Annotated in this window: 39 protein-coding genes; 36 read left to right on the top strand and 3 right to left on the bottom strand. The window is 71.4% G+C overall.

The genetic code is table 11. The features are described from left to right. Positions 1–37: 37 nt before the first annotated feature. Entirely contained in the window at positions 38–493 is a 456-nt protein-coding gene (locus tag CCO02nite_RS10260; RefSeq protein ID WP_146843038.1) for a GatB/YqeY domain-containing protein, read from the bottom strand. A 373-nt stretch (positions 494–866) separates the two neighbouring features. Between CCO02nite_RS10260 and CCO02nite_RS10255 the strand changes: the two genes are divergently transcribed. Continuing rightward, complete coding sequence (locus tag CCO02nite_RS10255; RefSeq protein WP_146843037.1) at positions 867–2,135, top strand: tyrosine-type recombinase/integrase; 1,269 nt, start codon at positions 867–869, stop codon at positions 2,133–2,135. Between the two features lie 197 nt (positions 2,136–2,332). Here CCO02nite_RS10255 and CCO02nite_RS15735 read toward each other — a convergent pair whose 3' ends face one another. Then, positions 2,333–2,884, bottom strand: a complete 552-nt coding sequence (locus tag CCO02nite_RS15735) for a hypothetical protein (RefSeq protein WP_186812663.1) — start codon at positions 2,882–2,884, stop codon at positions 2,333–2,335. 280 nt (positions 2,885–3,164) lie between these two features. Here CCO02nite_RS15735 and CCO02nite_RS10245 point away from each other — a divergent pair, with 280 nt between their 5' ends. The 29 genes from CCO02nite_RS10245 to CCO02nite_RS10115 all read left to right on the top strand — a co-directional run bounded on the left by CCO02nite_RS10245 (position 3,165) and on the right by CCO02nite_RS10115 (position 16,934). Further along, complete coding sequence (locus CCO02nite_RS10245) at positions 3,165–3,419, top strand: helix-turn-helix domain-containing protein (protein ID WP_146843036.1); 255 nt, start codon at positions 3,165–3,167, stop codon at positions 3,417–3,419. Further along, positions 3,419–4,195, top strand: a complete 777-nt coding sequence (locus tag CCO02nite_RS10240) for a phage antirepressor KilAC domain-containing protein (protein ID WP_146843035.1) — start codon at positions 3,419–3,421, stop codon at positions 4,193–4,195. The genes CCO02nite_RS10245 and CCO02nite_RS10240 overlap by 1 nt, the downstream gene beginning before the upstream one ends. Next, positions 4,192–4,371: a helix-turn-helix domain-containing protein gene (locus tag CCO02nite_RS10235; protein ID WP_146843034.1), complete on the top strand. Its 180-nt coding sequence runs from the start codon at positions 4,192–4,194 to the stop codon at positions 4,369–4,371. Before CCO02nite_RS10240 ends, CCO02nite_RS10235 begins: the two co-directional genes overlap by 4 nt. Positions 4,372–4,446: 75 nt before the next feature. Then, positions 4,447–4,704 carry a hypothetical protein gene (locus tag CCO02nite_RS10230; protein ID WP_146843033.1) on the top strand — a complete coding sequence of 86 codons (258 nt, stop codon included), beginning with the start codon at positions 4,447–4,449 and terminating at the stop codon, positions 4,702–4,704. Further along, positions 4,704–4,970, top strand: a complete 267-nt coding sequence (locus CCO02nite_RS10225; protein WP_146843032.1) for a hypothetical protein — start codon at positions 4,704–4,706, stop codon at positions 4,968–4,970. Before CCO02nite_RS10230 ends, CCO02nite_RS10225 begins: the two co-directional genes overlap by 1 nt. Beyond that, positions 4,970–5,377 carry a hypothetical protein gene (locus CCO02nite_RS10220; protein ID WP_146843031.1) on the top strand — a complete coding sequence of 136 codons (408 nt, stop codon included), beginning with the start codon at positions 4,970–4,972 and terminating at the stop codon, positions 5,375–5,377. Before CCO02nite_RS10225 ends, CCO02nite_RS10220 begins: the two co-directional genes overlap by 1 nt. Then, positions 5,374–5,763, top strand: coding sequence for a hypothetical protein (locus tag CCO02nite_RS15730; RefSeq protein ID WP_186812662.1), 390 nt, complete (start codon positions 5,374–5,376; stop codon positions 5,761–5,763). The genes CCO02nite_RS10220 and CCO02nite_RS15730 overlap by 4 nt, the downstream gene beginning before the upstream one ends. Continuing rightward, on the top strand, positions 5,760–6,038 hold the full coding sequence (locus tag CCO02nite_RS10210; RefSeq protein WP_146843029.1) for a hypothetical protein: 279 nt from the start codon (positions 5,760–5,762) through the stop codon (positions 6,036–6,038). Before CCO02nite_RS15730 ends, CCO02nite_RS10210 begins: the two co-directional genes overlap by 4 nt. Next, entirely contained in the window at positions 6,035–6,316 is a 282-nt protein-coding gene (locus CCO02nite_RS10205; protein ID WP_146843028.1) for a hypothetical protein, read from the top strand. The genes CCO02nite_RS10210 and CCO02nite_RS10205 overlap by 4 nt, the downstream gene beginning before the upstream one ends. Further along, positions 6,313–6,474 carry a hypothetical protein gene (locus CCO02nite_RS15725; RefSeq protein WP_186812661.1) on the top strand — a complete coding sequence of 54 codons (162 nt, stop codon included), beginning with the start codon at positions 6,313–6,315 and terminating at the stop codon, positions 6,472–6,474. The genes CCO02nite_RS10205 and CCO02nite_RS15725 overlap by 4 nt, the downstream gene beginning before the upstream one ends. Beyond that, a complete protein-coding gene (locus CCO02nite_RS10200; protein ID WP_146843027.1) occupies positions 6,471–7,163 on the top strand; it encodes a lambda exonuclease family protein in 693 nt (230 codons plus the stop codon). Before CCO02nite_RS15725 ends, CCO02nite_RS10200 begins: the two co-directional genes overlap by 4 nt. Next, a complete protein-coding gene (locus tag CCO02nite_RS10195; protein WP_146843026.1) occupies positions 7,163–7,855 on the top strand; it encodes a hypothetical protein in 693 nt (230 codons plus the stop codon). The genes CCO02nite_RS10200 and CCO02nite_RS10195 overlap by 1 nt, the downstream gene beginning before the upstream one ends. Then, positions 7,852–8,184, top strand: coding sequence for a hypothetical protein (locus tag CCO02nite_RS10190; RefSeq protein ID WP_146843025.1), 333 nt, complete (start codon positions 7,852–7,854; stop codon positions 8,182–8,184). The genes CCO02nite_RS10195 and CCO02nite_RS10190 overlap by 4 nt, the downstream gene beginning before the upstream one ends. Further along, positions 8,181–9,785 carry a DNA cytosine methyltransferase gene (locus CCO02nite_RS10185; protein ID WP_146843024.1) on the top strand — a complete coding sequence of 535 codons (1,605 nt, stop codon included), beginning with the start codon at positions 8,181–8,183 and terminating at the stop codon, positions 9,783–9,785. The genes CCO02nite_RS10190 and CCO02nite_RS10185 overlap by 4 nt, the downstream gene beginning before the upstream one ends. Further along, positions 9,782–10,144, top strand: coding sequence for a hypothetical protein (locus tag CCO02nite_RS10180; RefSeq protein WP_146843023.1), 363 nt, complete (start codon positions 9,782–9,784; stop codon positions 10,142–10,144). Before CCO02nite_RS10185 ends, CCO02nite_RS10180 begins: the two co-directional genes overlap by 4 nt. Beyond that, positions 10,141–10,380 (top strand): hypothetical protein, encoded by a 240-nt coding sequence (locus tag CCO02nite_RS10175; RefSeq protein WP_146843022.1) that lies wholly within the window; start codon positions 10,141–10,143, stop codon positions 10,378–10,380. Before CCO02nite_RS10180 ends, CCO02nite_RS10175 begins: the two co-directional genes overlap by 4 nt. Before the next feature lie 232 nt (positions 10,381–10,612). Next, positions 10,613–11,476: a phage replication protein O gene (locus tag CCO02nite_RS15895; protein ID WP_222593187.1), complete on the top strand. Its 864-nt coding sequence runs from the start codon at positions 10,613–10,615 to the stop codon at positions 11,474–11,476. Beyond that, positions 11,473–11,946, top strand: coding sequence for a hypothetical protein (locus tag CCO02nite_RS10165; RefSeq protein WP_146843021.1), 474 nt, complete (start codon positions 11,473–11,475; stop codon positions 11,944–11,946). Before CCO02nite_RS15895 ends, CCO02nite_RS10165 begins: the two co-directional genes overlap by 4 nt. 171 nt (positions 11,947–12,117) lie before the next feature. Next, positions 12,118–12,606 (top strand): hypothetical protein, encoded by a 489-nt coding sequence (locus CCO02nite_RS10160; protein ID WP_146843020.1) that lies wholly within the window; start codon positions 12,118–12,120, stop codon positions 12,604–12,606. Positions 12,607–12,712: 106 nt separating this feature from the next. Continuing rightward, positions 12,713–13,111, top strand: coding sequence for a hypothetical protein (locus tag CCO02nite_RS10155; RefSeq protein ID WP_146843019.1), 399 nt, complete (start codon positions 12,713–12,715; stop codon positions 13,109–13,111). Between the two features lie 326 nt (positions 13,112–13,437). After that, positions 13,438–13,611 (top strand): hypothetical protein, encoded by a 174-nt coding sequence (locus CCO02nite_RS15720; protein WP_186812660.1) that lies wholly within the window; start codon positions 13,438–13,440, stop codon positions 13,609–13,611. Further along, a complete protein-coding gene (locus CCO02nite_RS10150) occupies positions 13,608–13,823 on the top strand; it encodes a hypothetical protein (protein ID WP_146843018.1) in 216 nt (71 codons plus the stop codon). Before CCO02nite_RS15720 ends, CCO02nite_RS10150 begins: the two co-directional genes overlap by 4 nt. Continuing rightward, positions 13,820–14,341: a hypothetical protein gene (locus CCO02nite_RS10145; protein WP_146843017.1), complete on the top strand. Its 522-nt coding sequence runs from the start codon at positions 13,820–13,822 to the stop codon at positions 14,339–14,341. The genes CCO02nite_RS10150 and CCO02nite_RS10145 overlap by 4 nt, the downstream gene beginning before the upstream one ends. After that, a complete protein-coding gene (locus tag CCO02nite_RS10140) occupies positions 14,338–14,640 on the top strand; it encodes a hypothetical protein (protein WP_146843016.1) in 303 nt (100 codons plus the stop codon). Before CCO02nite_RS10145 ends, CCO02nite_RS10140 begins: the two co-directional genes overlap by 4 nt. After that, positions 14,633–15,046 (top strand): HNH endonuclease signature motif containing protein, encoded by a 414-nt coding sequence (locus CCO02nite_RS16345; RefSeq protein ID WP_146843015.1) that lies wholly within the window; start codon positions 14,633–14,635, stop codon positions 15,044–15,046. The genes CCO02nite_RS10140 and CCO02nite_RS16345 overlap by 8 nt, the downstream gene beginning before the upstream one ends. Then, positions 15,046–15,657: a hypothetical protein gene (locus CCO02nite_RS10130; RefSeq protein WP_146843014.1), complete on the top strand. Its 612-nt coding sequence runs from the start codon at positions 15,046–15,048 to the stop codon at positions 15,655–15,657. The genes CCO02nite_RS16345 and CCO02nite_RS10130 overlap by 1 nt, the downstream gene beginning before the upstream one ends. Positions 15,658–15,748: 91 nt before the next feature. Then, positions 15,749–16,486, top strand: coding sequence for a hypothetical protein (locus CCO02nite_RS10125; RefSeq protein WP_146843013.1), 738 nt, complete (start codon positions 15,749–15,751; stop codon positions 16,484–16,486). After that, positions 16,483–16,701, top strand: coding sequence for a hypothetical protein (locus CCO02nite_RS10120; RefSeq protein ID WP_146843012.1), 219 nt, complete (start codon positions 16,483–16,485; stop codon positions 16,699–16,701). The genes CCO02nite_RS10125 and CCO02nite_RS10120 overlap by 4 nt, the downstream gene beginning before the upstream one ends. Then, positions 16,698–16,934: a chaperone modulator CbpM gene (locus tag CCO02nite_RS10115; protein ID WP_146843011.1), complete on the top strand. Its 237-nt coding sequence runs from the start codon at positions 16,698–16,700 to the stop codon at positions 16,932–16,934. Before CCO02nite_RS10120 ends, CCO02nite_RS10115 begins: the two co-directional genes overlap by 4 nt. Positions 16,935–17,001: 67 nt before the next feature. Here the strand turns inward: CCO02nite_RS10115 and CCO02nite_RS10110 are convergent, their stop codons facing one another. Continuing rightward, on the bottom strand, positions 17,002–17,277 hold the full coding sequence (locus tag CCO02nite_RS10110; protein ID WP_146843010.1) for a hypothetical protein: 276 nt from the start codon (positions 17,275–17,277) through the stop codon (positions 17,002–17,004). A 45-nt stretch (positions 17,278–17,322) separates the two neighbouring features. On the opposite strand from CCO02nite_RS10110, the gene CCO02nite_RS10105 reads away from it, so the two are divergent. From CCO02nite_RS10105 to CCO02nite_RS10085, 6 genes are all read left to right on the top strand, one after another. Continuing rightward, positions 17,323–17,625 carry a hypothetical protein gene (locus tag CCO02nite_RS10105; RefSeq protein WP_146843009.1) on the top strand — a complete coding sequence of 101 codons (303 nt, stop codon included), beginning with the start codon at positions 17,323–17,325 and terminating at the stop codon, positions 17,623–17,625. A 99-nt stretch (positions 17,626–17,724) separates the two neighbouring features. Continuing rightward, on the top strand, positions 17,725–18,039 hold the full coding sequence (locus CCO02nite_RS10100; RefSeq protein ID WP_146843008.1) for a hypothetical protein: 315 nt from the start codon (positions 17,725–17,727) through the stop codon (positions 18,037–18,039). 55 nt (positions 18,040–18,094) lie between these two features. Continuing rightward, entirely contained in the window at positions 18,095–19,522 is a 1,428-nt protein-coding gene (locus tag CCO02nite_RS10095) for a terminase large subunit domain-containing protein (RefSeq protein ID WP_146843007.1), read from the top strand. A gap of 10 nt (positions 19,523–19,532) precedes the next feature. After that, positions 19,533–19,706, top strand: a complete 174-nt coding sequence (locus CCO02nite_RS15715) for a hypothetical protein (RefSeq protein WP_186812659.1) — start codon at positions 19,533–19,535, stop codon at positions 19,704–19,706. Further along, the gene (locus CCO02nite_RS10090) at positions 19,703–20,899 is read left to right on the top strand and encodes a phage portal protein (RefSeq protein ID WP_146843006.1); all 1,197 of its coding nucleotides are present in this window, start codon (positions 19,703–19,705) and stop codon (positions 20,897–20,899) included. The genes CCO02nite_RS15715 and CCO02nite_RS10090 overlap by 4 nt, the downstream gene beginning before the upstream one ends. Then, positions 20,899–21,585, top strand: coding sequence for an HK97 family phage prohead protease (locus CCO02nite_RS10085; protein WP_222593186.1), 687 nt, complete (start codon positions 20,899–20,901; stop codon positions 21,583–21,585). The genes CCO02nite_RS10090 and CCO02nite_RS10085 overlap by 1 nt, the downstream gene beginning before the upstream one ends. Positions 21,586–21,662 lie beyond the last annotated feature (77 nt).

The following is a 21,662-nucleotide window of genomic DNA, read 5'->3' as shown; positions in this document are numbered from 1 at the left end:
GTCGCGTGGCGGGGGGAGGTCCACCCGCCTCGCGACGTCAGCCGGCGAGGGCCGTGCGGACCAGGGCGGAGAGCTTCTTGCCGTCGGCGGCCAGACCCGCGCGGGCGGTGGCCTCCTTCATGACGGCGCCCATGTCGCGCATGCTCGTCGCCCCCAGGTCACCGACGACCGCCGTGACCAGCGCCGCGAGCTCGTCGTCGGAGAGGCGTGCGGGCAGGTACGTCTCGATGGCGTCGGCCTCGGCGGCCTCGTTCGCCGCACGCTCGGGCGCGCCGGCGTCGGTGTAGATCTGCACGCTCTCGCGCCGCTTCTTGACCTCGCGGGCGAGGACCGCCAGCACCTCGTCCTCGGTGAGCTCCTTGCTCACCGGTCCGGCCTTCTCCTCGGCCCGGACGGCGCCGATCACCTGGCGCAGCACGCTCGTGCGGTCGGTGTCGCGCGCCTTCATGGCGGTGGTGAGGTCGGAGGTCAGTCGGTTCAGCGTCTCGCTCATCCCCCGATCATCCCCGCCGGCGAGCCGCTGCCGCACTCGCATTCCGGTCCGAGGTCGGCCGCTCGCGGGGCCGGAGCGCCCACCGGCTCGGCGGAAGCGCAGCCGATCGACTGTGGCGTAGGCGGCTGCGTGCCGGCGTCAGGCCCCTCGCGATGCCCGGACGACGAAGGCCCCTGACCGCGTCTCCGCCGGTCAGGGGCCTTCTGATGTGCGCCCGAAGGGACTCGAACCCCCAACCTTCTGATCCGTAGTCAGAGAACGTGCCACACTGAGGGGAGGTCGCACCGGCTCTGACCTGCGCCTTAGCATCCAGTCAGACCCCGTGAGACTCTGTGAGATCACTACAGACTTCACTACACCCCGGAGGCGCGGCATGGCCGAGCGTCGCAGGCGGCAGTACGGCACCGGCAGCGTGTACCAGCGCGCCTCCGACGGCCGGTGGATCGGCACCTTCCAGGCCGGCTGGACCGAGCGCGGCACCCGGCGCGTCGTCACCGTCTCGGCCACCACCGAGGCCGAGTGCAAGCGGCGCCTGACCAAGCGGCAGCGCGAGTACGAGGTCGACGCCGGGGCTGTGGCCGGCGGGCACAGGACCGTCAAGTCCTGGTGCGAGGCGTGGCTCGAGGTCCACGCGACCAAGGCGCGGCCGAAGTACTACGCGACCGACGCCAGCGCCGTGCGCCGTTGGATCGTGCCGACCATCGGCAGCAAGCGGCTCGACACCCTCACGCCCGGCGACGTGCGCTCGGTGGGCACCGCGGTACGCAAGGCGGGGCGCTCGACGACGACCGCGCGCTACGTCCACGGCGTGCTGATCCGCGCCCTGGACGCCGCCGCGGCCGACGGGCACAGCGTCTCCCGGCTCGCCCGAGAGGTCGCCGCACCCGGCAAGGCCACCCACGACCGCGACGCGGTGCCGCTCGGCCACGCGCTCGCGATCCTCGGCGCGGCCTCGCAGCGGCCCGACGGCTCGCGCTGGGCCGCCGCCTTCTTGCAGGGCATGCGCCAGGGCGAGTGCCTGGGGCTGACATGGGAGGCCGTCGACCTCGACCGTGGGCTGCTCGACGCGTCCTGGCAGCTCCAGGCCCTGCCGTACCTCGACCGCGCCGCAGGGACGTTCCGCGTCCCCGACGGGTACGAGGCGCGGCGGCTCGTGGACGCGATGCACCTGGTGCGCCCGAAGTCGCGCAGCGGGTGGCGCGTCATCCCGCTCGTGTCGTGGATGGGGGCCGCCCTGGAGACGTGGCAGCGCGCCGAGCACGTGAACCCGCACGGTCTGGTCTGGCCCGTGATCGAGTGGGACACGACCGACCCGACGCTGCTCGCGCGGATGCTCGGCCGCCCACGCTCGTCCGGCGCCGACCGTGACGCCTGGTACGCGCTCCAGGCCGCCGCGAAGGTCGCCCCGACCGACGAGCGCCGCCACCGCGACCCCGCCCGGTACCTGCTGCATGAGGCCCGCCACACCACCGCGACGCTGCTGCTGGAGCACGGCGTCAAGGAGGCCGTCGTCATCGCGATCATGGGCCACTCGTCCATCACGTCCACTCGCGGGTATCAGCACGTCAGCCAGGCCCTCGCGCGGGATGCGCTCGACGGGATCGCCGGGGCGCTCGGGCTGACCGCTACGCCGCACGGGTGAGGGCGCGTACCTCGTCCGGGTGCCGGGTGTCAGGGGTGCGCGCGAGTCTGGTCGGCTGCGACGAGGGTGCGCGGCGGACAGGGGGATCGTCGGCGTGGACGAGTTCGAGTTGCTCGCACGGTTGGGTGTGGCGGTCGTCGAGGTCGAGGGGATGACCCACCCGGTCTGCTACGTCTCGACGCAGAACGTCGGGCTGCTCAGGGCAGGTCTGGACGCCGAGCGTCGTCTTGCCGCCGGCGCTCTACTGCTTGATCTAGCTCTTCGTCAGTTCGCTGCTCACCAAGGTCCGTGACCGCCTCAGCGTCCATTCGGGCGTCCCACTCGCGCTCGAGATAGTCGAGGCTCGGCGCATGGAAGTAGGCGACCATCGCCTCCCGTGCGGCCGTGGGGTCCTCAATGCCATGGCGACGGGCGTACTCCGCCACCGCGCGCCTCTCGGCCCGGCGCGCCTCGATCCACTGGACCATGAGCGTGTCCTCGGGCATGTACGCGGGGTCGGCGAAGGTGGACCCCGCGTCGAGGCTGCGGTACTCGGTGTCGGCCAGTGCAGCCTCGAGGACCGTCTCGTACGGCGTGCGCGTCGCAACCGCGAGGGAGTCGAGCAGACGCCGCTCGGGCAGCTGCTTGAGCCCGCGGTTCTTCCAGGAGTTGAGCGTCTGCGGGCGCGTGCCCATCTTGCGCGCGAGCGCAGCCTCGCGGACGCCGTACTCGTCCAGGTGCTTCTGGACGATCTGCCACAGGTGACCCATGGGGCGACCCTCTCCGGGCGCCGGCTCGGGCGCAACGGCCCCGGACACCGTGCCGTCTACCGGCAAAGCGTCCCGCGTGTCGTCATTTCGTCTACCAACCATCGGTGCCCATCGTGCCGTAAGTCCGCAGGCTGCGGAACTACAAGCGTGTGAGTAGTTGACCAGCGTCTACCTCCTGCGGAAGAATCATCCGCAGTTAGTTGACACCGCACCGTCTACCAAGGGAGGATCAATCCAGATGCAGGACCGGACGAAGACGCGTTGGCCGAAGGGGACTTGGATGCGACTCACCTCGCCAGAGACGCTGAGGGCGCTGATCAGGCAGCGCGGCTTCTCGTACGAGCAGCTCGCGCGCTACGCCGGCTGCTCGAAGTCGTTCGTCTCGCACCTGACCTCGGGCAGGAAGAGCACCTGCACCCCGAAGCTCGCCGTCCGTCTCGCGGAGGCCCTCGCAGTCCCGACCGAGATCCTCTTCGTGGCCTCCGCATCCGCAGTCAGCGGACGTTCCATCAACCAGCGAGCGAAGGTGGCGTGATGACCGACCTCATCCAGCACGCGTTCCACGGCCAGGCCGTGCGCGTCATCACGGACGAGTACGGGGAGCCCTGGTTCGTCCTCGCGGACCTCTGCGCCGCACTCGGCATCCGCAATGCCCGTGACGTCGCAGCCCGTCTCGACGAGGACATGAAGGGTGTCGGTCAGATCGACACCCTTGGCGGCCGTCAGTCGATGACCACCGTCACCGAGGCGGGCATGTACGACGTCATCGTCCGTAGCGACTCTCCGAGCGCGAAGCCGTTCCGGCGCTGGGTGACCACGGACGTCCTGCCGACGATCCGCCGCACGGGCAGCTACTCGGTCGCACCAGCCCCGGACCTGACGACCCCTGCTGGCGTGCTCGCCATGGCCGAGCAGTTCGTCGAGACGGCCCGCGCGCTCGTCGTCGCGAACGAGCAGATCGCCGCGCTCGAGCCCCGCGCCGAGGTCGCGGACCTCCTGCTGGACGCGACCGGTGACCTGTCCGTCGCGGACGCCGCGAAGGCACTCGCTCGCTCGGGCATCTCGCTCGGCTCCACGCGCCTGTTCGCGGTGCTCGCGGACCTCGGGTGGCTCTACCGCGGCTCCGACCAGCGGTGGCACGTCCGGCAGACCGCGATCGAGCGGGGCCGCATGGCCGCACTGCCGCAGTCGCACTACCACCCGCGCACCGGCGAGCGCGTCCTGGACGCCCCGCAGCCGCGCGTCACCCCGAAGGGGATCGAGTACCTGCTGCGTCACCTGCGCGGCGGCGGCCTGGCGGTCGTCTCGTGACCCCCGCGCCGCTGGTCTACACCCGCGACGAGGCGGCTGCTGCGGCGCGCACGTCGAAGGCGCGCATCGACCAGGCGATCCACTCCGGCCAGCTCAAGGCGAAGCAGATGGGTCGCCGCATCGTCATCCCCGCGAAGGCGCTCGAGGAGTACCTCGACGCCCTCCCGGACGCCTGACCCCACCCAGCAGACGGCCCCCGCCACAACCGCCAAGCCGGACGAGGGCCACCTACACGAAAGGAATCGTCTCAGATGAACCGCTTCCTGCGCCGCAAGCCGCGCCCCACCACCCCCGAGCCCGAGGACGTGTTCGCCGCGAAGGACGCCCAGCGCGACTACGCCACGTTCCGCCGCACGTCGACCCCCCTGTACGACCAGACGCGCGACACCCTCGGCTTCACCCCGACGCGTCCGCTCACGGTCGACGACCTGCTCGCGGAGGTCGACCTGCTGCGTGGGCCGATCGTCACGGGCACCCTCGTCGGCCCGGTCGAGGACGAGGTGGCGTGATGGGCCGCATCATCCCCGCCGCGATCGTCGCCCGCACCGACGAGTACGTGGCCGAGATCCTCGAGTACCCGTCGGTGACTGAGGTGTCCCAGCGGGGCGGGAGCATCCTGGCGGCCTACACGTCCGGCTGGTACGAGCACCCCGAGGACGCCGCGCCGTACACGCTGCGGCGGGTGGGCTCGGCGATGCGCGCCCGGCAGATCGAGCTGTGCGAGGTGCTGGACGCGCACCAGGCCCTCCGCGACGAGCGTGCGGCGGTGGCGTGATGGGCGAGGACACGATCACGCGCCTGGTCATCGTGGCGTCGACGACGGTGGCCGCGGCGATGGACAACGTGCGGGCGTGCGAGCAGGTGGTGGTGTCCGCGGCCGAGCGGCTGACCGTGGAGCCCGGTGCCGACTCGACGGCGGACCTGTTCGACGCGGTGGCGGGGCTGCACGAGGCGCGGCGTGGGCTGCGTGCGGCGAGGAGTGCGCAGCGGATCGCGCAGGATCTGGCGTCGCTGGACGACGTGCGGCCGTGTGGGCACCGGGACGAGGACGCGTGCGAGGCGTGCGTGCCGTCGCTGGTGGCTCTGGCCGTGACGCATGACCCGACGCGGTGCCGTAGCGCGTCCGACTGCACGTGCTCGTGCACGCCGTGCATGCGGGACCACGAGGGGGCGCTGCCGTGAGCGCGGCGACGTGCGCATGGTGCGACCTGTCCGCACCCGGTCCGCGCTACCCGGCGCACGACTCCGACGGCGAGCACGTCGAGGTCTGCACCGACTGCGCGATCGACGACCCTGACTTCCTGGACGAGCCCGGGGACGGCGTGCAGGCAGCACTCGACCTCGCTCGCCTGTGGGACGGGCGCGGCTCCCGCGGCGCGCAGATGGACTGGCTGCGGCGTCGCGTGGAGAAGCGGCACGCGGACCGGATCGTCGGGGACGTCGGCCCTCAGGCGATGCACGACGCGCTCGTCGCGGTCCTCGACCTGCTCGACGACGCATACGAGCGCGACCGCTCGTCGGTGACCGCGCTGCAGGTGCGGAACGCGCTGCACGGGGCGCTGTCGTGAGCGCCACGAAGGCCCGTCACCACGGCATCGCGTGCGACTGCCCGCACCGCTGCTACGAGTGCGCCCCGGTCGACGACAAGTACGCCCACTACCGCGGTGGGGCGCTCGTCGAGTCGCCGTGGGACCTCACCGGCGCGGGCGACCTCGACGAGGCGGCGAGCGGCCTGTACGTGCGCGTGTCGCACGTCGTGGAGCACCACCGCACCCTCGCCTTCATCGACCGACTCGACCGCCTGCGGCTCGCGGTCGACATCGCGCGGGAGGTGGCGTCGTGATCACGTCCCTGGACTACGACCTGACGGCGCGCTCACGGCTCGCGCTCACCTGGGCGCAGACCGCGATGAGCGGCACCGACGACGACCTCGACGCCGTGACCCGCACCGTGGCCGCGCTCGGCCACGACGAGGCCCACGAGGTGCTCGTCGAGGCAGGCGACTGGCTCACGGGCGTCGTGCTCGTCATCGACCCGCAGTGTGCACGTGACGCAGCCCTGCGACTGCCCGCCTCCGCGATCCGTGTCGCTGACGAGGCGGAGAGGCGGGTGGCGTCGTGAGCGACCAGCCCTACGACTACGCGCGCGAGATCGACGACGCGCGGCGGCACAGCACGTGGGAGCCCGCCGACGACCTGCCCAGCGGTGCGGACCTCGCGGACAACGACGAGCTCGACCAGGAGTTGCGGCTACGGCCGTGGGTGGGGGACGAGTCATGAGCCTGCGCATCCTGCCCGACCTCGTGCAGGGCACCGACGAGTGGGCCGCCCAGCGCCGCGGCATGGTCACCGCGTCCATCATGGGCAGGCTCGTCACGCCCACGCTCAAGGTCGCCGCGAACGACACGAGCCGCGACCTGCTGCGGCTGCTCGTCGCCGAGCGGATCACCGGCTGGACCGACCCCGTGTACGTGTCCGACGACATGCTCCGCGGCACCCTCGACGAGCCCGTGGCGCGCGACCTGTACGCGCAAGACCGCGGCGTCCCGGTCGTTGAGGTCGGGTTCATGGTCTACAGCCCCGATGAGCCCGACGACGACAGCCAGACCTTCGAGATCGGCTACAGCCCCGACGGCCTGGTGGACGACGACGGGCTCATCGAGATCAAGTCACGGCGGGCCAAGGCGCAACTGCGCACGATCCTCGACGACGAGGTGCCCGCCGAGAACATGGCCCAGATCCAGACCGGGCTGCTCGTGTCCGGGCGGGCCTGGTGCGACTACGTGTCCTACTGCGCCGGCATGCCGCTGTACGTGAAGCGCGTGCTGCCGGACCCCGCGTGGCGTGACGCGATCCTCGCCGCCGTCACGGCCTTCGAGGACACCGCCTTCGCCATGACGACCACCTACCGCGAGCGCGTCCAGGGCATGCCCGAGACCGAGCGCGGCCTCTACCAGGAGATGATCTAGTGGACCTCGCCGACACCCTGGCACCCCAGTCCGACCAGCTGGACGCCGTGGACCTCCTGGGAGGTCCGCAGACGTTCACCGTCGAGCGCGTCACCGTCGCCGCGGGTGAGCAGCCCGTCAACGTGCACCTCGTCGAGTTCCCGCGGCCGTGGCGTCCGGGCAAGAACATGCGCCGCGTGCTCGTGGGCGTGTGGGGGCTCGACCACACGCAGTGGCCCGGTCGCCGCATCACGCTGTACTGCGACTCGACGGTCCAGTACGGCGGTGCCGCTGTGGGCGGTGTGCGCATCGCGGCGATGAGCGGCATCGACAAGCCGAAGGGTGTGCCGACGATCCCGACGCGCGGGAAGTCCCACGTGTACGTGGTGAAGCCGCTCGCCGAGCCCACCCGCCCGAGCGCGCCGGACCTCGCGCAGATCACGGACCTCGACGTGCTGCGCGGCATGTACCGCACGGCCGACGAGCGGACCCGCGTGCAGATCAAGGCGCGCGTGGCCGAGCTGACGGCCCAGAAGCCTGCGGGGGCGGCCGCTCCCACCCCGGTCGAGGCCGCCTCACCAACGGCCGAGGATGCCGGGCTGGTCGAGGACGTGGCGGACGACTTGTCCCCGACCGCCACCATGCCGCCCCCGCAGGTCGACGACGCCGACTACGACTGGCCGCCCGCCGAGGCGCAGGACGGTGCGTCATGACCGCCCTGCACTCCCGCACCCGCTGCGACTGGTGCTCCCGCCCGGTGGGTGACGCGGCCCTCGTGACCGTGACCCTGCCCACGGGTCCGTGGCGGCTGTGCCCCGAGTGCGCGACCGGTGCCACGACGACCCGCGTCGTCCCCGAGCCGGTGCGCCTGCACGCCGACGAGCCCGACACGATCGACACCGAACCGCCCGGGGACGACGAGTGGCGGTGCGACGGCGAGCACGCACGCGACGCGCTCGGGCTGGCACTCGCGGTCGCGTTCTGGGCCGTCGCAGTCGCTGCCGGTGCGGCCATGGGTGCGTGGCTGGCGGGTGTGCTGTGAGCGCCAACCTCACGCTGACCGACCACTTCGCCGGCATCGGCGGGTCATCCACCGGGTGCACGTCGATCGCGGGCGTCGAGCTGGTCATCGCGGCGAACCACTGGCGGCTCGCGTGCGAGATCCACAACGCGAACCACCCGAGCGCCGACCACGCCGCGGTCGACCTGCACCAGGAGGACCCCGCGTTCTTCCCGACGACGGACGTGCTGTGGGCGTCGCCGGAGTGCACGAAGTGGTCCCAGGCGAACGGCAAGGCGCGGCCCGCGATCGAGGAAGGGCTCTTCGAGGACCCTCTCTCGGACGACGCCGCGACCCGCTCCCGGCTGCTCATGTTCGACGTCCTGCGCTTCGCCGAGCACCACCGCTACCGCTACATGATCGTCGAGAACGTCGTCGACATCGCCACCCAGGCGAAGTACCGGCTCGCGTGGCAGGTGTGGCGGCAGAGGCTCGCCGCGCTCGGCTACCACTTCCGGGTCATGTCGATCAACTCGATGCACGCGCAGATGCTCGGCCCCGGTGCGCCGCAGTCCCGTGACCGGATCTACGTCGTGTGCTGGCGCGAGGGCGAGCGTGCGCCGGACCTCGACCGGCTGATCCGCCCCCGCGCGTACTGCCCGCGGTGCGACGCGGTGGTCGAGGCGTCACAGGCATGGAAGGTCGGCCGCACGGTCGGCAAGTACCGGGTCCAGTACACGTACGTGCACGCCGCGTGCGGCATGACCGTGGAGCCCGGGTGGCGTCCCGCGTCCGACGCGATCGACTGGTCGATCCGTGGGCAGCGCATCGCGGACCGCGCGAAGCCACTCGCAGAGAAGACGATGCTGCGGATCGCCGCCGGGATCGCCCGCTACTGGACGCCCGTGCACATCGAGGCGCTCGGCAACCAGTACGACGCCGCCGACCCGAACCACGTGCGCCACGGCGACCCTGACGCCTACTACCGGGCGTGGCCGATGACGGACCCGATCCGCACCCTCAACACCCGGGAGACGAAGGGCCTCGCGGTGCCGCCGTTCCTCGTCGAGATGTACGGCACCAGCAGCACGCGGCCCGTCACCGAGCCCGCGGGCACGTTCACCGCCGGCGGGAACCACCACGCGCTCGTCACGCCGGCCGGCGGGACGTGGAACGAGGACGCGCGACCGGCGAGCGAGCCGCTGCGCACGGTCACCACGCGCGCGTCCTACGGGATCGCCGTGGCTGACCGCGACGCGCTCGTCACCCGCATGAACACCGGCGGCGGCGAGATGACCACGCCCGTGTTCGAGGAGCTGCGCACGCTCACGACGAAGGGCCACCAGGCGCTCCTGCGCTCACCGGCCGGGCGCCCGCGCCTGACCGCACGGGACCTGGCCGAGGCGCGCGAGATCCTGCCCGAGGTCGAGTTCCGGATGTTCCGCCCGCACGAGGTGGCCCGGGGCCAGGCGTTCCCCGACGACTACATCCTGCGCATGCCGGACCCCGACAAGAAGGGCCGCATGGCGACCGACGCGGACGTCACCAAGGGCGCCGGGAACGCTGTCACGCCGCCGAACGCGCGCGACCTCATGGGCGTGGTGTACGAGGCTGCGACCGGCGAGACGGCGGTGGCCGCATGACCGCCCCCACCCTCACCCGCGAAGAGGTCATCGAGGACTGCACGTTCCTCGCCCTCAACGGCGTCGGCATCTACGAAGCCGCACACCGCACCGGACGCACCACCGAGGCACTCGAGGTCCTGCTGCGACGCGCGAACCGGCTCGACCTGCTGCACACCCTGCGCGCCCAGGAGACGTCGCCCGTGGACACGTGGGCCGGTCGCGTCGGGCACGAGCTCGCGTGGTCGTCCACCGCCCTCGGGCGCCACGTCCTGGCTCGCGCGGAGGAGCACCGCCGCGCCGCCGCTGACCGCCACGACGACTCGCCCGCCACGACCGAGCGACGTCGGCTCGTCCTGCTGACCGGAGGCATCTCGTGACCCTGTTGACCATCCCCTTCCACCTCCCGTCGCACCACACGATCCCCGGCCGCGTCGCACCCGTCCTCGCTCGCCGCATCGCCGATGACTGCGACCGGCTCACGTCGTGGCACCTGGACCTGACCACCGACACCCTCATCCTCGACCTGCCCGGTGTGGCGCGTGAGGACGTCGAGAAGGCCGTGGGCGAGCACCTGCCGGCGGGCGTGCAGTACAGCGTGGGGGAGGCGTCGTGATCCGCTGCGCCCACTGCGGCACCCTGTACACCCCCGGCGCGTCAGGCGTCTGGCGGCACCGGACCATCGCCGGACACACCCCCGCGCCATGGACACCGCCACCCCCACCACCACCCCTGCACCTGTCGCTCACGTGCGCCGACAGCAGGCACCACGCGTGCCTCGGAGTCGTGAAGGTCAACGGGGCGCGAGAGACATGCGGATGCGTGTGCCACGGGATCGGGGGGCTGTGATGAGGATCCGCTCGACCAAGCCGGAGTTCTGGCGCTCGGCCCGGATCGCGTCCGTGAGCTGGGATGCGCGCCTCGTCCTCAAGGGCCTCGAGTCCTACGTGGACGACAACGGCGTGGGCAAGGACGACCTCGCGCTCATCGTCGGCGACGTGTTCCCTCGCGACATCCTCGCGAGCCCTCGCGAGACCTACGCGAGGGTGTCCGAAGCCGTTTCCGACCTCCACCGGGCCGGTCTCGTGTGGCGCTACGAGGTCGACGGGACGCGACTTATGTTCGTTTCGTTCTGGGAGGACATCCAGCGCATCGACAAGCCCGGCAAGGGACGTTTCCGCAGGCCAGACGGCACGTTGGAGTACCGGGACTCGATCATTCGCGAGAGTGTCGCGAGCCCTCGCGAGAGTGTCGCGCCTGGAACAGGGGAACAGGGGAACAGGGGAACAGGGGAACAGGGGAAGAAAGACGTCTCGTCGGAGGTCGCTGACGCGACCGTCCGACGCGCAGACGTCGAGCGCATCCTCGACCACCTCGACCACCGCATCGCGGCCAACGGAGCCAAGATCCCGAGCCGGTCGAAGCGCAACACCGACGCCGCTCGACTCCTGATCGACGCCGACGGCCACACCGTCGCCCAGATCGAGGCCGCGATCGACTTCGCCACCTCCGACGAGTTCTGGCGCTCCAACGTGCTGTCGATGTCCAAGCTCCGCGAGAAGTACGACCAGCTCCGGCTCAGCGCCCAGCGCACACGTCGACCCGCCGAGCCGCGGCCGACCCGCTTCGAGGAGAACCTCGCGGCCGTGCGTGCCGTCGCCGAGCGCGACGGGCTCGCCACCACCTACCCGCAGATCGGAGCGGCGCTGTGATCCCCACCGAGGTCGGCACGTTCCTGCTCAAGGTCTCCACCGTCGACAACCGCAAGGTGACGCCCGAGGCGATCGACTCGTGGGCGGACATCCTCGACGAGCGCATCACCCTGGCGGACGCGTGGCAGGCGGCGCGCGACCACTTCGCCGAGCGGGCGGGCGACTACCTCATGCCGGGTCACGTCAACGACCGCGTGCGGATCATGCGCCGGGCGCGCCTGGACGCGATGCGCACGCCCGAGCCGCCCGACACGCTCGACCCGGACGACGTGCGCGCGCACCTGACGTGGCAGCGCGCCTACCGTGCCGCGATCGGCGACGGCCACGACGAGCAGCGCGCCGACGAGATCGCGTGCGCGACGTTGGGCGTGACCCGTCCGCCGGCGCTCACCGCCGTGCGACCCGTCGTGGCGCTCGTGCAGCAGACCGCCGACGCGCTGCCACGCATCCCCCGGGGGGACGCGTCGTGACCCGCGAGCGCTGCCCCGAGCACGGCGTGTCCCTGCCGTGCGCCGGGTGCCGTGCCGACGCGCTCGAGGTGGGCGCACCGACCGAACGACCCCCGGACGTCCGCGAGCTCGCAGCAGGTGAGCGATGACACCCCCGGCCGCACGACCCGACGACACACCCATGGAGGAACGATGAGCACCGAGATCAAGCCCTGGGCGACCTGGGCGCCAGCGTCGATCAAGGCGTACAGCCTGAACGAGGACGGCCCCGACGTCGTGGCGATCAACCTGCCGAACGGGTCGGCCCTGTCGTCCCGTGCCGACTTCCTGGCGGCGGTGGCGTCCGAGCTGGACGTGATCGTGGTCCCGCGGGCGGACCTGCCGGAGGTGCGCACCGGGGGCGAGGGTGACGACGCCTACCTCGTGGCAGCCGGTGTCAGCGCGTACCTGAACGCCGACCCGGCCGAGACGCACCGCAAGGCGCTGGGCTTCCTGGCGATCGAGGCCCGCCAGCGCGCCCTGGCATCGGAGCGTGACGCGGCGGACGAGCGGGCCGTGGAGGCGCTGGCGAGCATCCTCGACCAGTACCCCGGGAGCGCGCCGAACGCAGCCCTCGCCCGTGCCCTGCTGGCCCGTCGTGACGAGGTGCTGGCGGCGCTGGGTGGTGGCGACCGTGGCTGAGCGCCGGTACACCGACGGTGAGCGGGGCGCACACCCCACCGCCGCACCGACCCCGAGCGCGGGGCCGTCCACGCCTCCCACGGGCGGTGCGGGCACGTCGACCGGTGTGGGCGACGACGCCGTGGAGCGGGCCGCACGGGCGCTGGACGAGCACCGCTGGAAGTCGATGAGCGTCAGGTCGGCCGAGTGCGAGTGCGGCGAGATCATCACCGGTGACGACTCGCTGACCGAGTTCCCGGCTGACGAGGCATTCCGGCGACACCTTGCCCGTGCCGCTCTTGCCGCTGCCGGTGTGGGCGAGACCGTCACCGAGTGGGGCGTGGAGCACAGCCAGGGCCTCGTCCACGAGGAATACGGGACGCCCTACACCGAGGCAAGGGCCAGGGCGCGGGCTGCCGAAATGATCGCCGGAGACGAGCGCCGCCAGGCCGCGTATCGCGGCAAGGTCCGCCTCATGCGCCGTGAGGTCACCCCGTGGGTCGTGGTCGAGGACGGTGCGCGATGAGCGAGTGGCGTCACTGGCTGGTCTGCCCCGTGCGGTCACGGTTGCGGCGGAAGGTCTACGGCCAGCCGTTCTGGAAGGACGACAGGGTCGCGATCGTCCTCGGCCGGGCTCATCGCGGATGCCCGCGCTGCGGACGGGGGGCGGCGCGATGAGCGACTACACGCCGACGACGGAGCAGGTGCACGTGGACGTGGCCGAGGGTGGTGCGGCGTGAGCACCTCTGTCGGGGCCACTTGCACCCGCTGCGGCAAGACCTTTGACGTCACGAACGTCTGGGACCGCGCGCAGTACGACCACGAGTGCATCGAGGCCCAGGACGGCCCCCGATGACCGCCCGCGTGAAGCGGCGCTGGGAGGTGTGGGCGCTCTACGAAGTGCCCGTGCGCATGAGTCGTCACTGGACCCGCAAGGCTGCCGAGCGGGCCGCTCTGCGCTGGCAGCACGACCCGTGGTTCGGGAATCCATGGCTGCCGCACGAGGTGCGGGAGGTGACCCGATGACCGCCCCGGAGCAGACGCCCGGCGTGTTCGCAGCCGAGGCGCTGGCGAAGCACGACGACGACTGCGAGGCCGAGTTCATCCCTGGCCCCTACGCCTGGACGCCGTGCAGGTGCTTCGAGCGACACGCCCTGCGCCAGTTGATCCAAGCCGCACACCAGGCCGCGCAGGTGGCCGCGCTGTGGCAGGACGAGACGGGAGAGGGGGGATCGTGAGCCTCGCCGTCCAGCCGCAACTGCTTCCGCCGGCGCAACTCGACGCGCTCGACCGCTCGACGGCGGACCAGCTACTGACCGAGTGGGGCCACTACCTTGGTCCGTGTCGTAGGCCGTTCGGCGTCGAGGCATGGGGGCTGTTCGTCGCAGGTAAGCCCGTGTCGCTCGCGGTGTCGGCATCGATCGTCTCCTCCACGGTCGCGGCCTACGCACGCGGCGAGGTGGTCGAGCTAGCGCGCCTGTGCTCGGCGCCGTCAGCTGCATGGGCCACGCGCGTGATGCTGCGCCTGTGGCGCGAGGCGTGCCCGTGGTCGTACTGGCCGGTCCGGGCCGCCGTGGCGTACAGCGCGTCGGACCGGCACGAGGGCCGCATCTACCGCTTCGACGGATGGAGGCACGCGGCCGACTCCGCGGGCTCGTCAGGCGGGGGCCAATGGACTGCGCCGAGGGGCGAGGGCCACGCCGCGCGAGGCCCGAAGCGGGTCTGGGTCTACGACTACGAGGGGGGACGACGATGAGCGACTTGACCGATGACCGGCTGGCCGCGATCCGGGCGAGGGTCGAGGCCGCATCCGAGGGGCCGTGGACCGTCATCGCCCACGACCACGCACGATCCAGGCACGAGACGACCGAGCGCATGTGGGTCTGGGGGCCGCGGCACTCCGTCGCGCAGGTGGGCCTCGCGGACGTGGACGACGAGGCCGACCCGATCCGTGCTGACGCCGAGTTCGTGGCCCACGCCCGCGACGACGTGCCCGACCTGCTCGACGAAATCGACCGACTCCGAGCGGTGGTCAGCGAGGCCGGAAATGGCTGACAGGTACGCACCCCTCGCGGATCGCTTCTGGGCCAAGGTGGACAAGCGCGAGGGGTGCTGGGAGTGGCAGGGCGGCCGGAGTGAGCCGGGCGGCTACGGGCGCATCGGGTCTGCCGGTCGACTACTCCTCGCGCACCGCGTGGCCTACGAACTCTGCAAAGGCCCGATCCTGGACGGCTTGACCGTGGACCACCTCTGTGGGAATCGCGGGTGCGTCAATCCTGCGCATCTTGAACTGGTCTCTCGCGGAGAGAACTCGCGCAGGTACGCATCCGCGCTCGAACGGTGCAAGCACGGGCACGAGTTCACCCCGGAGAACACCAGGACCTATCAGAAGAACGGCAGAGACGTCAGGGCATGTCGAGCATGCGCGCGTCGCAGGTATCACGAGGGGAGATCGCGGTGATGACCGAGCACGAACACTGCGAGTGCGTCGACCGGCTGCGGGCCTGGAAGGACGACGCGCTCATCGTCATGGGCGCCTACCAGGACCTCGCACAGCGGGTCGTGCCGGACCGTCCGGGCAACCTGGGGCGGCGGTGGTCGGACCTGTTGTCCGCGTACGTGGACGGACTGATTGCCGAGCGGGACGCGCTCAAGGAACGTGAGCCCAAGTGCGACGGGTGGTGCTCCGCCGACTCGGGGCCGGAGGAGACGTGCTCGTTGCATGGACGCCGGGTCGCCGAGGTGTGGCAGATCGTGGATCGGGTGGGGGCCGAACGGGACACGCTGCGGGCAGCGGTCGAACGGGTGCGGGCGCTGCACCGACCTGGTGACGGCGCAGGCCAGGGGTGGGTCCCGAACGACGGCAGGTACGGGTACATCGAGCCCTACTGCGCCGGGTGTGAGGCGAGCGACGTGTACGCCGTCGCCTGGCCCTGCGCGACCGTGCGGGCGCTCGACGGGGAACCGGCCCAGATCGTCGCAGGAACCGGCCCAGGAGCGCCGAACGACCCCACCCAGGCACCGAACGACACCCGTGTGATTCCAGGCCCGCAGAGAGGCGTACAGGCATGAGCGACCCGTGGGCGTGCGCCGTGTGCGGGCAGCAATGGGCGATCCCGTCACTCGCGCGGCTGTGCGAGGCCAAGCACGAGAGGGAGGGGCGATGAGCGAGACCTGCCTGGTCCACAGCTGCGCGATCCGCGGCCGACACATCCCCGAGACGCAGCGCACCCGACCACACGACGACTGCACCGGCTGCGACCCCACACCCGCCGACGACGGGCTCACCGTCTGCCGCTGGCACGCGAACCGCTACGAGGACACCCTGGTCAGCCTCCTGACGTTCCTGCCGCACCTGCGCGAGATCGGCCGCCCCTACGCGCAAGCCACCCCACCCAGCGACAGCGGCGGCACGTCAGACCCCGCGCACCGCACCGTCCTGCCCGCCGCATGGCTCGCCGCCGACGAGATCACCGCCGACCACACCGGCTGGTGCAAGGCCGTCCTCGAGGAAGCGCCCGCCCGGCTCACCTGGCCCGACCGCAAGCCCTGGCTGGGCGACGAGATCCGGTGGATGCTCGACCACCTCCCGTGGGCGCTGAACCTGCCGTTCACCGGCGACATGGTGGGCTCGTTCACGAACACCGTCGCGACCGCCCGGCACCAGTGGCCCACCGCCGACGACACGCAACCCGTCGAAGGGCTCGCGATGCCGTGCCCGTCGTGCGGGCTCAAGTCCCTCATCCGCAAGCCACCCCGGTGGGAGGGTGACCCGTGGCGTGTCGAATGCACCGACCCCGACTGCGCACGCATCTACGACGAGGGCCGCTACGACGAGCTCGTGGAGATCGCACTACGGCAGAGGGTCGGCAAGTGGGACGCGAGCGGGGGTGCCGCATGAGCGACGCCACCAAGCGCGCTCTCGACGACGCGATCCGCGCACACGTGGCCGACGAGTCGTCGGGCTTCGTCACCGCCTGGGCGCTCGTCGCGGGCGTGATGGACGACCCTGACGCGGACGTGCGGAGCGAGTGGCCCGACGGACAGCCCGGGTACATCACCGTCGGTCTGGCCGCGTCGCTCGGCGAGATGACGAAGGTCAGGGGCAACGAGTGAGCGCACAGTGGGCCACCTACGCCGACGCCGCCACCCTCACCGGCGTCCCCGAGGCGACACTGCGGCAGTGGAAGCGGCGCGGTGTCGTGCGGGCCGTCACCATCGGCCGCAAGGTCCACATCGACCTCGCAGACGCACGCAGGGCTGAGCGGTCACTGCGGCTGCACGGCGACCGGCCAGGACAAGGGCAGCGACGCGCCGACCTGCGCAACGTGACGACGAGGGCCGGTTAGTGTCACACTGACCGCACGAGAGTTGTCCCCTCGTAAGGCCCGGCCTGGTGGTCGGGCCTTCGTCGTGTCAGGAGACGTCGACCCCGCGCTCCACCCGGCGCATCGCCAAGTGGGCGTACACCCCGTCGAGCAGCCGCGCCAGACCGACCAGCAGCAGCACGACACCAACGAGGCCCAGCGCGGTGCCCACCAGGATCAGCACTGACGACGTGGACGAGTCGCTGTACGGGTCGGACGCCGCAGCACCACCGACGATCAGCGCGAGCGCGACGAGCAGAGCCACCACCCCCGCACACACGTACGTCGTGAAGGGGCGTAGGGGCTGGATGCGGACGGTCGCCATGGCCGCAACGGTAGACCTCGCAGCCTGCGCACGGGGGTGAACCGCGTGGCTCACGTCCGCTCCGGTCGCCACGGCTGGCAGCACCAGAAGCTCCGCGCCAAGACCCAGCGCCTCATCGACGCCGAGGGTGGCGCCACCTGCTGGCGATGGGCCGCCGGCGAACCGTCACCGAAGTGCGCGCGGTTCATCCCACCCCACACGCCCGCCGCGTGGCACCTCGGGCACGCGGCAGACCGCGTGACCTACGCCGGACCCGAGTGCGTCGCCTGCAACCTGTGGGACGCCGCGAGGGTGACGAACGGGATGCGCTCAGGACGAACCCGCGAGCGCGTCGAACTCGACTGGTGACCAACGCCGCAGGTCAGAGCGTTCTTTAGGTGCGCCTGAGCCATGACGGCGCTCGGCCCACGGAATCTCTCTCCGGTGTTTTTCCACGAGGGGCGGGCGGTGACGATCGTGACCGGGAAGCCCAACCTGCGCGCTGTCCGCCCCGACGACGAGCCGCCCGCGCCGAAGAAGCCGCTGACGCTGATCGAGGCCGCGGAGGCCGACGACCACCTGGCAGAGCTCAAGGCGATGCGGCAGATCCTCGCCCGCGCACTGAGCGCACCGAACTGTCCTCCGCGAGACATGGCTGCCCTGTCGCGCCGTCAGCTCGAGATCGGGCGCGAGATCGACGCTCTGGTCGCGGCGGCCGAGAGGGAGGCCGATGTCAACCACGGCGCCACCGAGGCCGAAGCCTGGGACGAGTCGGCTATCTGAGGTTGCCCGTCATCTCGTCGCGCCGACGGGGATCGTCAAGACGTACTGGAACGCGGTGCGTGACCAGTGTGCGGATCTCGGGCTGACGTTCGACCGGTGGCAGGACGGTGCAGGGCGCCTCATCCTCGCGCAGCGCGTCGGCGGCAAGTTCGCGGCCGGCATCGGCGGGGTGCACCTATCATGGCCGCGGCAGGTCGGCAAGACGTACCTCATCGGCGCCATCGTGATCGCGCTGTGTCTCCTGCGTCCGGGGATGCTGGCGCTCTGGACGGCGCACCACGGCAAGACGATCAACGAGACGTTCCGCGCGATGCAGGCGATGGTCAAGCGGGCGAAGATCGCGCCGCACGTGCTGCGGGTCACGACGGGCAACGGTGACGAGGGCATCGAGTTCCGCAACGGGTCGCGCATCCTGTTCGGCGCTCGCGAGCACGGGTTCGGGCTCGGCTTCACGAAGGTGACGCTCATCGTGTTCGACGAGGCGCAGCGCCTCAAGTCCCGAACGATCGTCGACATGGTGCCGACGACGAACGCGGCGACCAACCCGCTGGTGTTCTACATCGGCACGCCGCCTCGCCCCGAGGACAACGGGGACGTGTTCGCGGCCCGCCGCAAGAAGGCGCTCGCCGTCGCGGAGGCGCGGGCGGAGGGTGTCGAGCCGCGGTACAACGCGCTGTACATCGAGCTCGGCGCGGACCCGTCCGCGTCGCGGGACGAGATCGACTGGAACCAGCTCGCGAAGGCGAATCCGTCGTACCCGCACCGCGTGAACCGCGAGGCGATCGAGCGGATGTGGGAGCAGTTCGAGGACAAGGGCGACTTCCGCCGCGAGGGCTACGGCATATGGGACGACGAGGGTGCTGCGTCAGTGATCCCGTGGCCCGCGTGGACCGCGTGCCGCAAGGACCGCTCGAAGAAGTACCCGATGCTCGGTCCGGTGGTGCTGGCGGTGGAGGCGTCCACGGACCGGCAGGACTCGGCCATCGCGGTGGTCGGCGGGCGCAAGGGCACGGACCTGCCGCAGGTGACGCTCGCAGCGCCGTCGCGTGACTCGGACACGGGGACGCTGCCGGCGGGTCGCCGTCTGGTGGCTCGCGTGGTGGAGATCGTCGCGGCACGTCAGGACGTGGCCGCGGTGGTGGTCGACGAGAAGTCCCCGTGCGCCCCGATGATCGACGACCTCCGCGACCGTCTCGAGCCGCTGGGTGTCGAGCTCGTCACGGTCAGCACGGCCGCGGATCTCGCGGAGGCGTGCGCGCAGTGCTTCGACGCGATCGTGGACGGTGCGCTCATCCACTGGGGCGACGCGCGACTGGACGCGTCGGTGCGCGGTGCGGTGCAGCAGCCGATGGGTGACGCGTGGAAGTGGAGCCGCCGCAAGGGCGGGGCTCAGGTGGCGCCGCTGATCGCGGTCACGTTGGGGCTGTGGGAGTGGAAGCGACAGAACGCGAGCGACTACGACGTCATGGACTCGATCGGGTGAGGGGGGCTCCGTGGGCCTGGTGACCGACCTGCTCGAGCTGCTCGGCGGGCTCCTGCTCGTGGCGGCGGTCGTCGTGGCGCTGTGGATCGTCTCGCCCGCGCTGGGTCTACTCGGCGGCGGCGTCGCACTGGTGGGGCTGTCCTGGCTGATCTCGTGGGCGACGCGACGGAAGGCGGACCGATGAGCCTGCTGTTCCGTGAGTCGCAGCGGCGTGAGGCGACGCTGGACGCGCTGCTGGCGACGCGTGGCCTGTCGACGCGTGCGGGTGCGGCGTCGGTCGTCGGGCCGAAGAAGGCGCTGAAGCACTCGGTGGTGTGGGGCGCGACCCGTCTGCGCGCGGACCTGGTGTCGCTGATGCCGGTGGACGTGTACCGCAAGGTCGGCCGCGTGGGCGTCGAGGTGCCGAAGCCGGGCGTCCTGGTCGCACCGTCGAGCGTGGCTGAGGGTCACCCGATGGGCATCGGTGAGTGGATGTACTCCTCGCAGACGGCGCTCGACCGGACGGGCAACTCGGTGGGCATCATCCGGGAGACGGACGCGCTGGGGAAGCCTGCGCGGATCGACCTGGTGGACCCCGACGAGGTGTCGTTCCGCTGCAAGGGCGGCCGGATCGTCGAGTACCGCGTGTCCGGCGAGCTCGTGGACGCGAAGTACATCTGGCACGAGCGGCAGTTCACGGTTGCGGGCATCCCGTTCGGGCTGTCCCCGATCGCCGCTGCTGCGCTGTCGCTGACGGCTGGGCTGTCGGCGCAGGAGTGGGCGGTCGCGTGGTTCGAGAACGGCGCGAACCCGAGCGCGCACCTCAAGAATGAGGCGAAGGTGCTCGCGGCCGGTGAGGCCGAGAGGATCAAGGCGCGCTACGGCGAGTCGGTCGCCGCGGGCACGCCGTTCGTGTCCGGCAAGGACTGGACGTACACCCCGATGGCTGCGAAGGCCGCGGAGTCGCAGTTCATCGAGCAGATGCACTACACGGACACGGACCTGTGCCGCTTCATGGGCGTGCCGGCGGACCTGGTGGACGTGGTGTCGAACGCGGGCGGGTCAATCACGTACGCGAACATCACGCAGCGCAACCTGCAGTTCCTCGTGACGAACCTCGGCGGGTCGATCAAGCGGCGTGAGGACGCGCTGTCGACACTGCTGCCCGCGCCGCGCTACGTGAAGCTCAACCGAGATGCGGTGCTCGCGATGGACGCCAAGACGCGCGCCGAGCTGGTCAAGATCCGGATCGACTCGCGCACGATGACGCCGGACGAGGCGCGCGCGCTCGAGGACGAGGAGCCGCTGAGCGAGGAGCAGTACGCGCAGTTCGACCGCCTGTGGCCGACGCGCTCGAACGCACCTGTGACGAACACCCCGACGGGCGGAGGTCAGTGATGGACGAGGCGATGCTGGCGCGCCGCGCGGAGGCGGCGAAGGCACGTGCGCAGGGCGGTGTGACCCGCGGCGACCGTCCGCGGCAGCGGCGGTGCGCGCCGAACGAGGGCTCTCGCGCGGCGATGTCAGCCCGTGCGCGCATCGAGCTGCGGGCCGCGGGCGAGGACTCGGGGCTGCTGCACTTCCACGGCGTCGCGTCGGCCTACGAGCAGGCGTACGAGATGTACGACTTCTGGGGGCCGTACACCGAGGTCGTGAGCGCAGGCGCAGGCGCGGTGAGCCTGGCGCGCGCTGACCTGGACGTGCCGCTCGTCCTCGCGCACGACTCGCTGCGCCGGATCGCGCGCACGACGAACGGGACGCTCGTCCTGTCCGAGTCGGACGACGGCCTCGAGGTCGACGCGCCCAGCCTTGACCCGGGCGACGCGGACGTGGCGTACATCGCCCCGAAGCTGCGGGCCGGTCTCGTGGACGAGATGTCGTTCATGTTCCGGATCGTCCGGGGCCACTGGTCGCCGGACTACTCCGAGTACCGCATCGACGAGTACGACATCCACCGCGGCGACGTCGCGATCGTCGGCTTCGGCGCGAACCCCTTCACCTCGGGCGACCTCCGCTCGCAGGCCGTGACCCTCGAGCGCATCCGCTCGAGGGTCGTCACCTCCAAGTACCTGACGCACGTCTGACGAGCGTCACCGCTGCTCGCACGAGGCGCGAGGACCCGGCTGCGGCCGGTCCCGCCTGTCGTCGACTGGCCCGCTTC

Origin of the sequence: Cellulomonas composti (assembly GCF_007990245.1) — a bacterium.
Classification (GTDB): domain Bacteria; phylum Actinomycetota; class Actinomycetes; order Actinomycetales; family Cellulomonadaceae; genus Cellulomonas; species Cellulomonas composti.
The sequence above is the reverse complement of the archived record's forward strand: the minus strand, read 5'-3'. Positions and strand labels throughout refer to the sequence as shown.

What these genes read in the sequence shown, in the direction of transcription:
- CCO02nite_RS10085 (WP_222593186.1), top strand. Translation starts at nt 20,899, where the DNA reads ATGGACGAGGCGATGCTGGCGCGCCGCGCGGAGGCGGCGAAGGCACGT.
- CCO02nite_RS15895 (WP_222593187.1), top strand. Translation starts at nt 10,613, where the DNA reads ATGAGGATCCGCTCGACCAAGCCGGAGTTCTGGCGCTCGGCCCGGATC.
- CCO02nite_RS10160 (WP_146843020.1), top strand. Translation starts at nt 12,118, where the DNA reads ATGAGCACCGAGATCAAGCCCTGGGCGACCTGGGCGCCAGCGTCGATC.
- CCO02nite_RS10190 (WP_146843025.1), top strand. Translation starts at nt 7,852, where the DNA reads ATGACCGCCCTGCACTCCCGCACCCGCTGCGACTGGTGCTCCCGCCCG.
- CCO02nite_RS10260 (WP_146843038.1), bottom strand. Translation starts at nt 493, where the DNA reads ATGAGCGAGACGCTGAACCGACTGACCTCCGACCTCACCACCGCCATG.
- CCO02nite_RS10130 (WP_146843014.1), top strand. Translation starts at nt 15,046, where the DNA reads ATGACCGAGCACGAACACTGCGAGTGCGTCGACCGGCTGCGGGCCTGG.
- CCO02nite_RS16345 (WP_146843015.1), top strand. Translation starts at nt 14,633, where the DNA reads ATGGCTGACAGGTACGCACCCCTCGCGGATCGCTTCTGGGCCAAGGTG.
- CCO02nite_RS10090 (WP_146843006.1), top strand. Translation starts at nt 19,703, where the DNA reads ATGAGCCTGCTGTTCCGTGAGTCGCAGCGGCGTGAGGCGACGCTGGAC.
- CCO02nite_RS10225 (WP_146843032.1), top strand. Translation starts at nt 4,704, where the DNA reads ATGGGCCGCATCATCCCCGCCGCGATCGTCGCCCGCACCGACGAGTAC.
- CCO02nite_RS10180 (WP_146843023.1), top strand. Translation starts at nt 9,782, where the DNA reads ATGACCGCCCCCACCCTCACCCGCGAAGAGGTCATCGAGGACTGCACG.
- CCO02nite_RS10140 (WP_146843016.1), top strand. Translation starts at nt 14,338, where the DNA reads ATGAGCGACTTGACCGATGACCGGCTGGCCGCGATCCGGGCGAGGGTC.
- CCO02nite_RS10230 (WP_146843033.1), top strand. Translation starts at nt 4,447, where the DNA reads ATGAACCGCTTCCTGCGCCGCAAGCCGCGCCCCACCACCCCCGAGCCC.
- CCO02nite_RS10150 (WP_146843018.1), top strand. Translation starts at nt 13,608, where the DNA reads ATGACCGCCCCGGAGCAGACGCCCGGCGTGTTCGCAGCCGAGGCGCTG.
- CCO02nite_RS15735 (WP_186812663.1), bottom strand. Translation starts at nt 2,884, where the DNA reads ATGGGTCACCTGTGGCAGATCGTCCAGAAGCACCTGGACGAGTACGGC.
- CCO02nite_RS10240 (WP_146843035.1), top strand. Translation starts at nt 3,419, where the DNA reads ATGACCGACCTCATCCAGCACGCGTTCCACGGCCAGGCCGTGCGCGTC.
- CCO02nite_RS15720 (WP_186812660.1), top strand. Translation starts at nt 13,438, where the DNA reads ATGACCGCCCGCGTGAAGCGGCGCTGGGAGGTGTGGGCGCTCTACGAA.
- CCO02nite_RS10120 (WP_146843012.1), top strand. Translation starts at nt 16,483, where the DNA reads ATGAGCGACGCCACCAAGCGCGCTCTCGACGACGCGATCCGCGCACAC.
- CCO02nite_RS10110 (WP_146843010.1), bottom strand. Translation starts at nt 17,277, where the DNA reads ATGGCGACCGTCCGCATCCAGCCCCTACGCCCCTTCACGACGTACGTG.
- CCO02nite_RS10245 (WP_146843036.1), top strand. Translation starts at nt 3,165, where the DNA reads ATGCGACTCACCTCGCCAGAGACGCTGAGGGCGCTGATCAGGCAGCGC.
- CCO02nite_RS10125 (WP_146843013.1), top strand. Translation starts at nt 15,749, where the DNA reads ATGAGCGAGACCTGCCTGGTCCACAGCTGCGCGATCCGCGGCCGACAC.
- CCO02nite_RS10200 (WP_146843027.1), top strand. Translation starts at nt 6,471, where the DNA reads ATGAGCCTGCGCATCCTGCCCGACCTCGTGCAGGGCACCGACGAGTGG.
- CCO02nite_RS10220 (WP_146843031.1), top strand. Translation starts at nt 4,970, where the DNA reads ATGGGCGAGGACACGATCACGCGCCTGGTCATCGTGGCGTCGACGACG.
- CCO02nite_RS10255 (WP_146843037.1), top strand. Translation starts at nt 867, where the DNA reads ATGGCCGAGCGTCGCAGGCGGCAGTACGGCACCGGCAGCGTGTACCAG.